Genomic DNA, 13,906 nt, shown 5'->3' with positions numbered 1-13,906 from the left:
CCTTCAGAGGGTGGCGGCGAGGGCGAGGGTGGCCAGGACGACGGTGACGGGGGCGACGATCAGGCCGAGGAGCATGTAGCGGCTCCAGCGGATCTGCACGTCGAACGACGTGAGGCGCTGGTGCCAGAGCAGGGTCGCGAGCGAGGCCCACGGCGTGATGAGCGGCCCGGCGTTCACGCCGATCAGCAGCGCGACCAACCGCACAGGAGTATCGGCTGACGGCTCGAGAGCGAGGTAGGCGGGCAGGTTGTCGATCGCGTTCGCCCCCACCATCCCGGTCAGCGACAGGCGCAGCAGCGCGAGCGGCGACTCCCCTGTGCCCGAGACGACAGAGAGCAGATGGCCGAGCCCCACCGCGTGCAGCGCCTCGATGAACAGGAACAGGCCGGACGCCAGCACCACGAGCTGCCACGGCACCAGCCCGAACCGCAGCACAGCGCGGCGGCGCACCAGGAACACGGCGCCGAGCAGCACGGCAGCTGCTGACGCGGGCAGCCACACCGGGATGCCGGACACCAGCAGCGGGATGAGGGCGACCACCACGGCGGCGCTCCACCAGAACAGCACAGGGTCCTCGATGCCGTCCTCCTCCCCCGTCTCGTACCTGGCGAGCAGGCGACGGCGGTAGATCAGGAAGATCGCGACCACCGGCACGACGATGGCCACGAGGGCCGGAACGACCGTGAGCGCGGCGAACTGCAGCGGGCTCGGATCGCCCATCGCGTGCTGCGCGAGCAGGTTGGTCAGGTTCGAGACCGGGAGCAGCAGGGATCCGGTGTTCGCCAGCCACACGGTGGTCAGCGCGAACGGCAGCGGGTCGAGTCCAGCGTGCCTGGCGAGCACGATCACCACGGGGGTGAGCAGCACGGCGGTCGTGTCGAGCGAGAGGAAGATCGTGCTGAGGGCTGCGACGGCGGCGACCAGCAGCCAGAGCACCCAGGCTCGCCCGCGACCCCAGCGCGCGGTCTGCTGCGCGACCGCGGTGAAGAGGCCGGCCTCCGCGGCCAGTTCGGTGACCACGGTGACCGCGACCACGAACAGCAGGATGGGCCACACTCTGTCCCAGAGCTGCGCCACCTCCGGCACGGGCAGGATTCCGGTCGCGACCGCGACGACTCCGAGCACGAGGAGCACAGCGCCGACGATCGCGGTGCGCATCCATCCTCCTTCGAGCCATCGGCCGCCATCCGGCGCCGCCGCCTTCTCGGCGCGCCTCTGCGAGCGTACGCTACGGACAGCACCCGGTAGCGTTGACCGGAAGCGAAAGGATGCGGATGCGCAAGTTCATCTTCAATGGAGCGATCATCAGTGCGGCCTTCGGACTCTGGACGACCATCCAGACCACCCGCTCGGGGGCGAGGGACTGGCGGGTGCCCCTGCTGTGGATCAGCGCGGCCCTCTCACTCGTGATCGCGGTCGGCACGGTGCTCGAAGAGTCGAAAGAAGCCGAGATCAGCGAGAAATCCCGCTGATCGCACGGCGTGTCCGCGCCGAATCTGAGATTTCTTCCAGGACACTTGTATTCAAGTGCAAGAACAGCCTGGAAGGGGTTGGACCATGTTTGGTCGTAGGCGGCACGCCGCCGCGGTTCCGGCGGCCCTGGCACCGGTTCCTCCGGTCCCGCAGTTGACGGACGCGCAGATCCTCGAACTCGTGCACACCAAGGTGGCCGAGCTGATCGGCGAGCACGGTGAATGGACCGTGTCCCGCCGCGCCGCAGACGACACAGACACGATCTTCCACTCCGTGCTCGCGCAATCGGTCAGCCTCAGCATCACGACCGCCCTGGTGGACGCACGCCAGCGCGTCGCAGCGGGCGAGATCATCGCGACCGTGGAGCCGCAGCATCTCGCGTCCGAGGCGGACACCACCGCCGATTCCGCCGACGCTGCCGCCTCCGAAGCCGCTGCACCGGACGCAGACGCTACAGCACCGGCAGAAGCCGCATCCCCCGCCAACGACGAGCCGGCAGCATTCGGCTGGGAGCCCGCCCCGATCACCGTCTGGACCGACCTGCGCAAGCCGGTCACTGGCGAGATCCCCACGCTGGCAGAGCGCTCCGCCGCGTAAGCCCCGCACGCATCCATCGAGCCCAGGCTCTCTCCCCCGACACGCTGTGTCGAACGGTGAGGGGTCCTGGGCTCGATCGCGTCGTCGCCCGTGCTCGGTCAGCCGAGGGGGTGCCAGGCGGAGGGGCCGCGCGAGCCGGCCCGGTAGGTGGTGAGCGGGACCTCGTCCTTCTTCCACTCGGCGATCACCGGCCCGACGATGCGCCAGCACTCGACGGCGGTGTCCCCGCGGACGGAGAGCGACGGGTCGCCGTCGAGGATTCCCTCCAGGACCTCGCCGTATGCCAGAAGCTGGCCGGGGCCGAACTCGACGGAGAGGGAGGCGCGCTCGATCTCGGTCGGGTCGCCAGGGCCGTTGATGTTGAGGTCGAGCGACATCTCGTCCGGCGCGAGCATGATGCGCAGCTTGGTCGGCTCCTTGACGCCCTTCAACCCGGTCGGGATGTGCGGGGCCGGTTTGAACGTGACGACGATCTCGCGCCTGCGCTCCCCCAGCGCTTTGCCGGAGCGCAGCGTGAACGGCACTCCCGCCCAGCGCCAGGTGTCGATCTGGAAGGCGACCTCGGCGAGCGTCTCCGTCTCGCGGGCGGGGTCGACGCCCGGCTCCTTGGCGTACGACGGCACCTTCTCGCCTTCGACGGTGCCAGCCGTGTACCTGGCGCGCCTGCTCGACTCCAGGGGGCTGTCGTTCCACACGCGCGTCGCGCGCAGCACGGCGCCCTTCGCATCCCGGATGTCCTGCGCGCCCATCGTCGACGGCGGCTCCATCGCGAGCACGGCGAGGACCTGCAGCAGGTGGCTTTGGATCATGTCGATCATCGCGCCCGCCTTGTCGTAGTAGCGCGCCCTGCCCTCCAGCCCGAGGGTCTCGTCGTAGATCACGTCGACCCTCTCGATGTGCTGGCTGCTCCACAGCGGCTCGAAGATGCGGTTGGCGAAGCGCAGCCCCACCAGGTTGAACACGGTCGACCGGCCGAGGAAGTGGTCGACCCGATGGATCTGGTCCTCTGGGACGAGCTTCGCGAGCTGCGTGTTGAGCGCGATTGCGCTGCGGCGGTCGGTGCCGAACGGCTTCTCCAGAGCGAGCGTCGTACCGGCGGGGAGCGTCAGCTTCTCCAGGGCCGTGCAGGCCTGGGCAGCGATGGCTGGCGGCAGCGCGAAGTAGAGCGCGGGCACGCCGTCCGCCGCATCGAGGATGCGCTGCAGGTCTTTCGGGTCTGTGACATCGGCCGGGACGTACGTCGTGCCTGCGAGCAGCGCATCCACGGCAGGGCCCGAGCACTTCATGGTCTTGAACGCGGCGCGGACGACGGAGCGCCAGTGCGCGTTTGTCCAGTCCTCGACGCCGGAGCCCACCAGCTTCACCGACCGTTCCGGGTGATCCGTCAGCAACTGGCCGAGAGCGGGGAGGAGGAGTCTGGACGAAAGATCGCCGCTCGCTCCGAGAATCACGAGAGTGGTCACCTGCTGCGTCATGTCCATCACAGTACGGCCATACTGGAACACATGTCGCTCCCCATCGAGGATTACGCCCTGATCAGTGACTGCTTCACCGGGGCACTCGTCGGACGGGACGGCAGCATCGACTGGCTCTGCCTCCCCCGCTACGACGCGCAGTCCATGTTCGGCGCCCTCCTCGGCACAGAGGACCATGGTCGCTGGCTGCTCGCACCCTCCGACCCCGCTGCGCACTCGGAGCGCCGTTACGAGGGCGACACGATGATCCTCGTCACCACCTGGACCACCGACGACGGCGAGGTCGAGGTCACAGACGCGATGCCGATGGGCGACGGACGCGCCGACCTCGTGCGGCGCGTGCGCGGCATCCGCGGCACCGTCAGGATGCGGCAGGACCTGCGCATCCGGTTCGGCTACGCCTCCGCGATGCCCTGGGTGCGCAAAGACGAGACGGAGCACCCTCCAGCCCTCATCGCGGTCGCCGGCCCTGACGCCATCGTCGTGCGCGGCTCTGCGCTGCGCGCGACGGACCACTCGCACTCCGGCGAGTTCAGCATCACCGCAGGCGAGACCATCGACCTCAGCCTCACCTGGTTCCGCTCCCACCGGCACACCCCGTCCGCGCCGAACGTGGAGAAGGCCCTCGCCCGCACGCGCGACTGGTGGACCAGGTGGGCGGAGGGCTGCGAGCACGACGGCCCATACCGGTCGGAGGTGGTGCGCTCCCTGCTGCTCCTGCGTGCGCTCACCCACCTGCAGACCGGCGGCATCGTCGCCGCGGCCACCACCTCGCTGCCGGAGAGCTTCGGCGGCGAACGCAACTGGGACTACCGCTACGTCTGGCTGCGGGATGCGTCGCTCACCATCTCCGTGCTGCTCGCCCACGGCTACGACGACTACGTCGACCACTGGCGCGACTGGCTGCTGCGCGCCGTCGCCGGCGACCCGAGCGACGTGCAGATCATGTACGGGCTCTCCGGGGAGCGGGATCTCACAGAACGCGAGATCACCACCCTGCCCGGCTACCAGGGCGCGTCTCCCGTGCGGATCGGCAACGACGCATCCACCCAGTTCCAGGCCGACGTGATCGGCGAGGTGATGCTCGCGCTCGACCACGGCCGCCGCAACGGGGTCGCGGAGACCCGTCTGTCCTGGGCGCTGCAGCGGGCGCTGATGGGCTATCTGGAGGAGCACTGGCACGAACCGGACCACGGCATCTGGGAGATCCGCGGCGTCCCGCGGTACTTCACGCACTCACGGGCACTGGTCTGGGCAGCGTTCGACTGCGCCATCCGTGCCGTCGAGGACCACGCGCTGGACGGCCCCGTCGACCGGTGGCGTGCACGCAGGGACGAGGTGCGGGCGGACATCGAAGCGCACGGGTTCGATCCTGAGCGCGGCACATACGTGCAGACCTTCGGCTCGACCGACGTCGACGCTTCGCTGCTGCAGCTCGCCCAGGTCGGCTACTGCGACTGGAACGACCCCAGGATGCTCGGCACGGTTCGCGCGCTGGAGACCGATCTGATGCGCGACGGTCTGCTGCTGCGCTACCACACCGAGAACGGCGTGGACGGCCTGCCGCCAGGCGAGCATCCCTTCCTGGCGTGCTCGTTCTGGCTGGTCGAGCAGTACGCGCGCTCCGGCCGGATCGACGACGCCACCGCACTGATGGACAGGCTGGTCGCGCTCGCCAACGACGTCGGGATGCTGTCGGAGGAATACGACGTCTCCGGCAGGTCGCAGGTGGGCAACACGCCGCAGGCGCTCACACATCTGACCCTGGTGCGCGCTGCGGACGCGATCTCGGATGCGCTGGGGGTCGGGCACGCACCGACCAGGAGCGTCGTGCACCAGCGACGGTAGACTCGGTGAACGTGTTCCCCCTTCAAACGGATGCGTCCAGACGGGATGCGGTATGACGGACGCATCGACCGTCGAGGAGACGGAGCTCGGCGAACGCCTCGAGCTCGGCTCGCCGTGGGTGACCATCGTCTGGAACGATCCTGTCAACCTGATGTCGTACGTCAGCTACGTCTTCCAGAGCTATTTCGGCTTCCCTCGCGCGGAGGCGGAGCGACTGATGCTGCTCGTGCACTACGCGGGTCGCGCTGTCGTGGCGACGGGCACGCGTGAGGAGATGGAGCGGCACGTGGAGGCCATGCACGACTTCGGACTGTGGGCGACGCTCACCAAGGCGGACGCGTGAGGCCGTTCCGGCGCGCGAGGGACGGCGCGATCGTCGCCGTCTTCGAGCGTGAGGAGGCCGAGGTGATCGCGCGGCTGGCCGGAGAGGCCGCCGAGCTGGTCGAGTCCGTGCGGTCGGGCGTCGATCCGGCGAGCGATCCAGCCCTGCTGCGGCTGCTCCCTGATGCATACCCGGAGGACGCAGAGGCGTCGGCCGAGTTCCGCCGGTTCACGGCGGACGGGCTCGCAGAGCGGAAGGCACTCAACGCCGTCACGGTGGTGGAGTCGCTGAGCGCGGCAGGCCGGCCGGCCGGCTCGCGCGGCCGCGTCGAGGTGCGGCTGGACGCCCACGACGCAACGGCGTGGATGCGTGCCATCGGCGACATCCGCCTGGTGCTGGCCTCCCGGCTCGGCATCGTCGAGGACGGAGACGACGGCGACGTCCACGATGATGAGACCGCGCTGCTGCGCGCGATCTACGACTGGCTGGCGTTCGTGCAGGACACGCTCGTCAACGCGCTGTGGAAGGGCGACCGGTAGCCGCCGACCCGCCGCCGACCCGCCGCCGATCAGACGGGGAAGCGCACGGCGGCCGCCGCGGCTGCTCCCCCGGGAATCTCCTCCGCGCGCAGAGCGTAGACGGTCGCCTTGGACGCCAGCGCACGCCGCAGGATCTCGTCCACCACGCCGTAGTTCCCCGGCTCGTCGTCGTCCGCGTATGTGATCGCGCCGCTCCCCTCGTCGAGGGTGCCTGGCACCCGCCTGTCGATGTCGACGATGAGCGATTCCACCGCACCGTACGTGGCCGCCCTCGCGATGTCGCTCAGGTCGGTGGTGGCCGTACCCGCCGCCATGCGCGCCTCCATGTCGGACTTCAGTCGTTCCGCCTTGGCCGCATACACCTGGTCGAGCACCAAGCGCGCCTCTGCTGCGAGGTCTTCGTCCGTCTTCTCCTCCGGGTTGCCTGTGATGGTCTCCGAGACGAGCTTCGGATACGTGTTGGCGTTGCGGAAGATGCCTACCAGGGGCTCGGCCGCCGCGAGGATGAGCGGGTCGGTCGAGTTCGCCAGGATCGGGTGCAGCGCCCGCTCGATCGCCTGGACGTATTCGAGCATCCTGACCTTCTGCCCCTCTGAGCCCTGGATGCGTCCGTCCGGCGCCCTGCCGCTGATCGAGGCGAGCCCCGCGGCAGAGGCGACGTCCTTCGGCAGGCCGGGAACGTCGATGGTCGCCGCCGGCGCCTGGGGCGAGACCTGGATGAGTCGCACCGAGTTCTGAGCGAGGGCGAGGATCAGCGCCGTCTGCGGGAAGGTCACCGTGCGCAGCAGAGGCTTGACGTAGAAGCGGTCGGAGATGTCGCAGGACGAGCCGAGCCGGTTGGGAAGGCGGAACGTCTCGCTGAGGTCGCCGTCGAGGAACACGGCGAGCGACCGTGACTGGTACCGCCAGAAGTCCCTGTCTTCGAGGATGGCCTCTCCCTCACGCTGGATCGCGGCGATCCGCGGTTTCGGGATGCCGTCCTCCTCGAGTTTTCTGACCGCCTGCGCCAGATGGTTCTTGAGCTCGATCCTGGCGCGGTCCGCGTCGGCTGGGACGGTTCCGGTCGGCAGGTAGATGGTCACGCATCCCGGCTGCCGCAGGGCTGCGATCCTCTCGATGTCGGCCTTCGTGGGAATGTCTTTGTATTCCATTTCCGACTCCCTCGGTCGCGCACTGTCCGGTCTCGCCAGTCTGGTCTCGCCCCTCCCCGTTGACAAGCCCTGAAAACGCGCCTACCGTCATCTAAACCGGTTTAGAGACAAAGGACGCAACGATGCGACACCTCGGAAATCACAGCGCGAAGCGACGTTCGGCAGCGGCCGTCGCTCTCATTCTCGGCACGGCGGTGGCGGCGACGATGGGCGCGATTCCGGCACAGGCCGCCACCATCGCACCCGCCGCATCCACGGCCGCGACAGCAGCGGCGCCGGCCAAACTGACCAATCTCGCGCATCTCGACTGGCTGCAGGCCGATGTGCCTCTACTGGCCGGCGTCGCGGGCCACACCACCTATCGACAGGCGGAGGAGCCGACGGCTCGCGCACCGTGGGTCTACGCCGACCGCAACGCGGACGGCAGCTTCACGCGCGTCGGCGGCGGACCCATCACGGATGCGGCCAAGGGCTGGTATGCGCAGGGCGCGTTCGACGCGGACGACATCTCCCGCGCCGCCGTCGTCTACCTGCGCGACTGGGCGCAGAACGGCACGGCGAGCAGCAAGCAGTCGGCGTACCAGCTGCTGCGCTCCCTCACCTACCTGCAGACCACGACAGGCCCGAACGCGGGCGGCGTCGTGCTGTGGCAGCAGTCGGACGGAACGCTGAACCCGTCCGCGATCCCGGTCGAGCTCCCCGACCCGAGCGATTCGGCCGAGTCCTTCTGGCTCGCCCGCACGGTCTGGGCGCTCGGCGAGGGCTACGCGGGCTTCCGCACAGCCGACCCGGCGTTCGCGTCCTTCCTGAAAGACCGGATGGACCTCTCCATCGCAGCGCTGCAGCGTCAGTCGCTGGCGAAGTACGGCAGCACCGCGCAGGCCAACGGCGTCACCGTGCCCGCCTGGCTGATCGTCGGCAGCGCGAGCGCGACCTCCGAGGCCGTGCTCGGCCTGAGCGCGTACGTGAAGGCCGCGCCCGGCGACGCCGAGGCGACCACCGCCCTCTCCCGCTACTCGGAGGGGATCGCGAAGCTCGCGAGCGGCGGCATCGGTCAGTGGCCGTTCGGTGCCATCCTGCCGGAGGCCAACTCCCCCACCTTCTGGCACGCCTGGGGCGGCATGGAGCCCGCAGCGCTCTCCCGCGCAGCGACGGTGCTCGGCCGCAGTGACCTGCAGACGACCGCTGCGACGGACGCCGCGCAGTTCACCGCCCAGCTCCTCGCCTCCGGCGGTCCGGACAACGGCTGGACCCCGACCCCGGCGGACACCACTCAGATCGCATACGGGGTCGACTCGCGCCTCGAAGGACTGCTCGCCGTCGCCGACGCCACCGGCGCCTCCGGGCTCACCCAGCTCGCCGCTGCGCAGGCCGCCTGGTACTTCGGCGCCAACCCGGCGGGAGTCCCCGTCTACGATCCGGCCACCGGCGTCTGCGTCGACGGGATCGGGGCGGACACGACGGTGAACCGCAACTGCGGCGCCGAGTCCGTCATCCACACCGAGCTGTCGATGCTGGCACTGGATGCGCATCCCGCCGTCGCAGCGCAGGCCACCGCCCTCACCCGCACCACCGCTACGGACGGCATCACGGTCATCGAAGCGGAGAACGGCACGCTGACCGGCTCGGCCAGCGTCGTCACGCCTCCCTCGGCGTGGACGGGGTCGGCCAACTGGTCCGGCGGAAAGTACGTGGCAGCGAAGACCGGTGACACGATCACCATCTCCCTTCCCGCCGGACACGCCACAGCGCGCATCCTGCCCATCGCCGACCTCGGCTCCGGAGGCTCTGGCACGACGCGCTGGACGGCGACGGCCGGAAAGCTCACCCTGCCGATCGGCACGAGCGCGAACGCCGCCGTGGGAGCGCAAGGCATCGCGCCGACGACGGTGTACCTCAAGCCGCAGACGCTGCCCATCCCTGTGCTCCCGTCCGTGACGAAGATCACGGCGCGGGTCGGCGGACAGGTGAGTCTCGACGCCGTGCTCGTGCAGCCGGTGGTGTCGCACCTCGGGCTGGCCGGAGCATCCACCGGCCTGGACGTGTACGTGAACGGCACGAAGCTGCCGACGCTGAAGAAGCTCGACAGTACAGGCCCCGTCACCGTGACCAGGTTCGACAAGACCGGTCACCAGGTCGGCTCCCCCGCCAGGCTCGGCGGCCACGCCATCGTCGCCGTCGAGGCCGGCGGATTCACCACGGTGGTGCCGCGATGAGCTCCGGCACCGTCACGATCAACGACGTCGCCCGCGCGGCCGGGGTCAGCAAGGGGCTCGTCTCCCTCGCCCTCAACGACCGCCGCGGGGTGGCGCCGGAGACGAGGGACCGCATCCTGGAGGCGGCACGCGAGCTCGGCTGGAGTCCCAATCCGAGCGCCCGCGGGCTCAGCACGAAGCGAGCGTACGCGCTCGGGCTGATCGTGCGGCGCGACCCGCACACCATCGAGGTCGACCCGTTCTTCGCGGCGTTCATCGCCGGCGTCGAGACGGTGCTCTCCGAGCGTGGACTCGTGCTCGTCCTCACGGTCGTCCCCGACGAGGAAGCCGAACGCAGGGCGTACACCCGCCTCGCCGCAGACAAGCGCGTCGACGGCTTCCTGCTCACCGACCTGCTCGCCGACGACGCCCGCATCCCGCTCATCGACGGGCTCGGGATGCAGGCGGTCTCGTTGGGAGAGCCGACCAACCGCACGCCGTTCCCCGTCATCAGCCGCGACTACGACACGGGCATCGACGAGCTCGTCGCGCACTTGGTCGGCCTCGGGCACACGAAGATCGTGCACGTCTCCGGCGACGAGCGCATGCTGCACGGCCGCAAACGCCGCGAGCGCTACGAGCACGCGATGATCGCCGCCGGTCTCGACCCCGTCGTCGTGCCGACGGACTTCTCCCCGGAGCAGGGCGCCGAGGCCACGAAGGCCCTGCTCGACGGCGCCGACCGCCCGACGGCGATCATCTACGGCAACGACCCCATGGCCATCGCGGGCATGGGCGTCGCGCACGAACGCGGGCTGCGCCTCCCCCAGGACCTCTCGATCACCGGCCTCGACGGCTCGCAGATCGGGACGTACGTGTATCCGTCCCTGACCACTCTCGACAACGACCCGACCGGATGGGGCATCGCCGCCGCCACCGCACTGCTGCGGCTGGTGGAGAACGACGAACCGGCCGACGTCGCCCTGCCCCCTGCACGACTCGTCGTGCGCGCATCGACCGCGGCGCCCGCCGCCGGTCAGTGACCCACAGTAAGGAATCATCATCATGCACAGACGCAGGATCATCCTCAGTATCGTCACGGCGGGTGCCATCGCGGGCGCCCTCGCGGCGTGCGGCTCGAGCGGAGGCGGCTCGTCCGACGCGATGAAGGCCAAGGGCCCCATCACCATCTGGTACTCGAACAATGCGCAGGAGGTGCAGTGGGGCAAGGCGATGGTCGCCTCCTGGAACTCCGCTCACCCGAAGGAGACCATCAAGGCGCAGGAGGTGCCGGCAGGCAAGAGCACCGAAGAAGTGCTCGGCGCGGCCATCACGGCGGGAACGACCCCGTGCCTCGTGTTCAACAACCTCCCGGCGGTCACCGGTCAGTTCGAGAAGCAGGGCGGCCTCGTCGATCTGTCGAAGTTCTCCGACGGCAACTCGTACATCCAGGCCAGAAGCGGCAGCGCGGCCGACCAGTACAAGTCGGCGAACGGCGACTTCTACCAGATGCCGTGGAAGCAGAACCCGGTGATGATCTTCTACAACAAGGACATCTTCGCCAAGGCCGGCCTCGACCCGAACAACCCCGACCTGTCGACATACGCCTCGTTCCTGGCGGCGGCCAAGCAGGTCACCTCCAGCGGAGCGGCGCAGTACGCCATCTACCCGGCGCCGACCAGCGAGTTCTTCCAGCCGAACTTCGACTACCTGCCGCTGCTGGCAGCGCAGACGGGCGGCAAGGGCCTGATCGAGAACGGCAAGGCCACGATCGACAGCCCTGACGGCATCGAGGTCGCGAACTTCTGGAAGAGCATCTACTCCGCCGGCCTGGCCGGCAAGGAGCAGTTCCAGGGCGACGCGTTCGCCGACGGCAAGGCGGCCATGGCCATCGTCGGCCCGTGGGCCATCGCGTACTACGGAGACAAGGTGAAGTGGGGATCCGTTCCCGTGCCGACCAAGGACGGCATCGCGGCGGACAAGACATACACCTTCCCCGACGCCAAGAACGTCGGAATGTACACCTCGTGCAAGAACCAGGGCACGGCGTGGGACGTCCTCAAGTTCGCCACCAGCAAGGACCAGGACAACAAGCTCCTGAACGTCACAGGACAGATGCCGATCCGTGACAACCTCGCCACCGTATACGCCGACTACTTCGCCGCCCACCCGGCGTACAAGGAGTTCGGCGCCCAGTCCGCCCGCACAGTCGACGACCCGTCCGGCCCGAACACGGTCGCCCAGCTGCAGGCGCTCCGGGATGCGTACACCAAGTCCGTGATCTCCGGCTCCGGCAGCGTCGACGACGCGTTCAAGGCGGCAGCGGACAAGATCAACAAGCTGCAGACCCAGAAGTAGGCAGCTGATGTCCAGCATCCGCACCACCCCGGCGGCCGGGGGCAGCACTGCCCCCGCCTCCGGGCGGAAGCCCAACGGCGGCCGCGGCCCCAATCAGGCCGTGAAGCCGCTGCGGCAGCGCATCTTCGGGCGCAACCCGCTCGGCTGGCTGTTCAGCGCGCCGTACCTGGTGTTCGTCATCGTGATCTTCGCGTACCCGCTGCTGTTCGCGATCTACATGTCGTTCTTCGACTACTTCTTCGCGGCTCCCGGCGCGAACGTCGACCGGCCGTTCGTCGGACTCGACAACTACGTGACGGCCTTCACAGACCCTGCCGTGCTGCAGTCCTTCGCGAACGTCGGCATCTTCCTGATCATCAACGTGCCGTTGACCGTCGTGCTCAGCCTCGTGCTGGCGAGCGGTCTCAACAGCATCAAGCGGTTCCGAACCTTCCTGCGGGTCAGCTACTACGTGCCGTACGTCACGGCGAGCGTCGCGATCATCGGCGTCTGGCTGTTCCTGTTCAACCAGGACGGCCTCGTCAACCAGATCCTCGGCCCGCTCGCGCCGAACCCGAGCTGGTTCGTCAACCCGACGCTGGCGATGCCGATGATCGCCGTCTACGTCACCTGGAAGCAGCTCGGCTTCTACATCCTGCTCTACCTGGCAGCGCTGCAGAACGTTCCGACGGAGCTGTACGAGTCCGCATCCACCGACGGCGCAGGCCGCGTGCGGCAGTTCTTCTCCGTGACGGTGCCAGGCGTGCGCCCTGCGACCGTGCTCGTGCTGCTGCTGTCCACCATCGTCGGGGCCAACCTGTTCACAGAGCCGTACCTGCTGACGGGGGGCGGAGGGCCGAACGGCGCATCCACCTCCCCTGTGCTGCTGATCTATCAGCAGGGCATCCAGCAGGGCCACCCGGGGTACGCGGCAGCGATCGGCATCGTGCTCGTCGTCGTCGTGCTCATCATCGCCTTCTTGCAGAACCGATTCGCGGGAGACCGAGACTCATGACAACGACAGCAGCACCAGCGTCCGGCGACACCGGCGCGGCGCCGACCGGCAGGGATCGCGGGAGGCAGCGCAAGCGCCGCAACGTGGACATGTCGTCGCCCAGGCAACTCAGCCGCGGGCAGGCGATCCTGCAGGGCGTCGTGCTCACCATCGGGGCGATCGCCTTCCTGTTCCCGTTCTACTACATGTTCGTCGGCTCGTTGCAGGCGACGCCGGACACCACCGTCGCCGGCGCGTTCCCGTCACCAGGCAACCTGACGCTCGACAACTACGTCAACATCAACGACAGGATCAACCTGTGGAGCGGGCTCGCCAGCTCGGCGATCTTCACCGGCGGCGTGCTGCTGTGCACCGTGGTGTTCGGGCTGCTCGCCGGGTACGCGCTGTCCATCCTGCAATGGCGCGGCCGCGGCGTGACGTTCGCGCTCGCCCTGCTCGTGCAGGTGGTGCCGTTCCAGCTCCTGATGGTGCCGCTCTACGTGCTGATCGCGCGCAACTACGGTCTGGCCGACAATTATCTCGGCATGATCCTCCCGTTCGCGATCAACTCGACGGCTGTGCTGATCTTCCGGCAGTACTTCCTGCAGATACCGAAGGAGCTGTTCGACGCCGCCCGCATCGACGGCGCAGGCGAGTTCATGATCCTCCGCAGGGTTGCGCTCCCGCTCGTTCGTCCTGCGCTGGTGACCGTGCTGCTGCTGACGTTCATCGGGCCGTGGAACGAGTTCCTCTGGCCGTTCCTGATCACCAAGGAGCAGACGATGCAGCCGCTCGCGGTCTCGCTGGCCAACTACATCAGCACCGTCGCAGCGTCGACCACCAATCCGTACGGCGCGATCCTCGCCGGTGCGGTCGTGCTCGCCGCGCCCGTCGTGGTGCTGTTCATCGTGTTCCAGCGCTACTTCACCTCGACCGACATCGGCTCCAGCGTGAAGGGCTGACGCGACAGCATCC

13 protein-coding genes are annotated in these 13,906 nt (G+C 68.7%); 10 read left to right on the top strand and 3 right to left on the bottom strand.

Annotation, left to right across the window (positions count from 1 at the left end):
* Nucleotides 1-3: 3 nt before the first annotated feature.
* The gene (locus tag ASE16_RS06970) at nt 4-1,158 is read right to left on the bottom strand and encodes an SLC13 family permease (RefSeq protein ID WP_055892763.1); all 1,155 of its coding nucleotides are present in this window, start codon (nt 1,156-1,158) and stop codon (nt 4-6) included.
* Between the two features lie 116 nt (nt 1,159-1,274).
* Here ASE16_RS06970 and ASE16_RS06965 point away from each other — a divergent pair, with 116 nt between their 5' ends.
* Nucleotides 1,275-1,472, top strand: coding sequence for a hypothetical protein (locus ASE16_RS06965; protein ID WP_055892760.1), 198 nt, complete (start codon nt 1,275-1,277; stop codon nt 1,470-1,472).
* A gap of 154 nt (nt 1,473-1,626) precedes the next feature.
* Nucleotides 1,627-2,070 (top strand): hypothetical protein, encoded by a 444-nt coding sequence (locus ASE16_RS06960; RefSeq protein WP_235500403.1) that lies wholly within the window; start codon nt 1,627-1,629, stop codon nt 2,068-2,070.
* Between the two features lie 98 nt (nt 2,071-2,168).
* Here the strand turns inward: ASE16_RS06960 and ASE16_RS06955 are convergent, their stop codons facing one another.
* A complete protein-coding gene (locus ASE16_RS06955) occupies nt 2,169-3,545 on the bottom strand; it encodes a glucose-6-phosphate dehydrogenase (RefSeq protein WP_055894367.1) in 1,377 nt (458 codons plus the stop codon).
* A gap of 30 nt (nt 3,546-3,575) precedes the next feature.
* Here ASE16_RS06955 and ASE16_RS06950 point away from each other — a divergent pair, with 30 nt between their 5' ends.
* The 3 genes from ASE16_RS06950 to ASE16_RS06940 are packed head-to-tail and all read left to right on the top strand — an operon-like array spanning nt 3,576 to nt 6,254.
* The gene (locus ASE16_RS06950) at nt 3,576-5,393 is read left to right on the top strand and encodes a glycoside hydrolase family 15 protein (protein ID WP_055892752.1); all 1,818 of its coding nucleotides are present in this window, start codon (nt 3,576-3,578) and stop codon (nt 5,391-5,393) included.
* 52 nt (nt 5,394-5,445) lie between these two features.
* Complete coding sequence (clpS, locus tag ASE16_RS06945; protein WP_055892749.1) at nt 5,446-5,736, top strand: ATP-dependent Clp protease adapter ClpS; 291 nt, start codon at nt 5,446-5,448, stop codon at nt 5,734-5,736.
* Complete coding sequence (locus ASE16_RS06940; RefSeq protein WP_055894365.1) at nt 5,733-6,254, top strand: DUF2017 domain-containing protein; 522 nt, start codon at nt 5,733-5,735, stop codon at nt 6,252-6,254. The genes clpS and ASE16_RS06940 overlap by 4 nt, the downstream gene beginning before the upstream one ends.
* Nucleotides 6,255-6,283: 29 nt before the next feature.
* Here the strand turns inward: ASE16_RS06940 and ASE16_RS06935 are convergent, their stop codons facing one another.
* Complete coding sequence (locus tag ASE16_RS06935; protein WP_055892745.1) at nt 6,284-7,405, bottom strand: hypothetical protein; 1,122 nt, start codon at nt 7,403-7,405, stop codon at nt 6,284-6,286.
* A gap of 122 nt (nt 7,406-7,527) precedes the next feature.
* Here ASE16_RS06935 and ASE16_RS06930 point away from each other — a divergent pair, with 122 nt between their 5' ends.
* The 5 genes from ASE16_RS06930 to ASE16_RS06910 are packed head-to-tail and all read left to right on the top strand — an operon-like array spanning nt 7,528 to nt 13,893.
* Nucleotides 7,528-9,621, top strand: a complete 2,094-nt coding sequence (locus tag ASE16_RS06930) for a hypothetical protein (protein WP_055892742.1) — start codon at nt 7,528-7,530, stop codon at nt 9,619-9,621.
* A complete protein-coding gene (locus tag ASE16_RS06925; RefSeq protein WP_055892739.1) occupies nt 9,618-10,643 on the top strand; it encodes a LacI family DNA-binding transcriptional regulator in 1,026 nt (341 codons plus the stop codon). Before ASE16_RS06930 ends, ASE16_RS06925 begins: the two co-directional genes overlap by 4 nt.
* Before the next feature lie 22 nt (nt 10,644-10,665).
* Nucleotides 10,666-11,958, top strand: a complete 1,293-nt coding sequence (locus tag ASE16_RS06920) for an ABC transporter substrate-binding protein (RefSeq protein WP_055892734.1) — start codon at nt 10,666-10,668, stop codon at nt 11,956-11,958.
* Nucleotides 11,959-11,965: 7 nt separating this feature from the next.
* Nucleotides 11,966-12,952 carry a carbohydrate ABC transporter permease gene (locus ASE16_RS06915; protein ID WP_055892731.1) on the top strand — a complete coding sequence of 329 codons (987 nt, stop codon included), beginning with the start codon at nt 11,966-11,968 and terminating at the stop codon, nt 12,950-12,952.
* On the top strand, nt 12,949-13,893 hold the full coding sequence (locus ASE16_RS06910) for a carbohydrate ABC transporter permease (protein WP_414843024.1): 945 nt from the start codon (nt 12,949-12,951) through the stop codon (nt 13,891-13,893). The genes ASE16_RS06915 and ASE16_RS06910 overlap by 4 nt, the downstream gene beginning before the upstream one ends.
* The last annotated feature ends 13 nt before the right edge of the window (nt 13,894-13,906 follow it).

It is taken from the genome of Leifsonia sp. Root227, assembly GCF_001428745.1.
In the GTDB taxonomy this organism is placed as follows: domain Bacteria; phylum Actinomycetota; class Actinomycetes; order Actinomycetales; family Microbacteriaceae; genus Leifsonia.
This window is presented reverse-complemented; position numbering and strand designations above follow the sequence as displayed.

What these genes read in the sequence shown, in the direction of transcription:
- ASE16_RS06970 (WP_055892763.1), bottom strand. Translation starts at nt 1,158, where the DNA reads ATGCGCACCGCGATCGTCGGCGCTGTGCTCCTCGTGCTCGGAGTCGTC.
- ASE16_RS06965 (WP_055892760.1), top strand. Translation starts at nt 1,275, where the DNA reads ATGCGCAAGTTCATCTTCAATGGAGCGATCATCAGTGCGGCCTTCGGA.
- ASE16_RS06955 (WP_055894367.1), bottom strand. Translation starts at nt 3,545, where the DNA reads ATGACGCAGCAGGTGACCACTCTCGTGATTCTCGGAGCGAGCGGCGAT.
- ASE16_RS06950 (WP_055892752.1), top strand. Translation starts at nt 3,576, where the DNA reads ATGTCGCTCCCCATCGAGGATTACGCCCTGATCAGTGACTGCTTCACC.
- clpS (WP_055892749.1), top strand. Translation starts at nt 5,446, where the DNA reads ATGACGGACGCATCGACCGTCGAGGAGACGGAGCTCGGCGAACGCCTC.
- ASE16_RS06935 (WP_055892745.1), bottom strand. Translation starts at nt 7,405, where the DNA reads ATGGAATACAAAGACATTCCCACGAAGGCCGACATCGAGAGGATCGCA.
- ASE16_RS06930 (WP_055892742.1), top strand. Translation starts at nt 7,528, where the DNA reads ATGCGACACCTCGGAAATCACAGCGCGAAGCGACGTTCGGCAGCGGCC.
- ASE16_RS06925 (WP_055892739.1), top strand. Translation starts at nt 9,618, where the DNA reads ATGAGCTCCGGCACCGTCACGATCAACGACGTCGCCCGCGCGGCCGGG.
- ASE16_RS06920 (WP_055892734.1), top strand. Translation starts at nt 10,666, where the DNA reads ATGCACAGACGCAGGATCATCCTCAGTATCGTCACGGCGGGTGCCATC.
- ASE16_RS06915 (WP_055892731.1), top strand. Translation starts at nt 11,966, where the DNA reads ATGTCCAGCATCCGCACCACCCCGGCGGCCGGGGGCAGCACTGCCCCC.
- ASE16_RS06910 (WP_414843024.1), top strand. Translation starts at nt 12,949, where the DNA reads ATGACAACGACAGCAGCACCAGCGTCCGGCGACACCGGCGCGGCGCCG.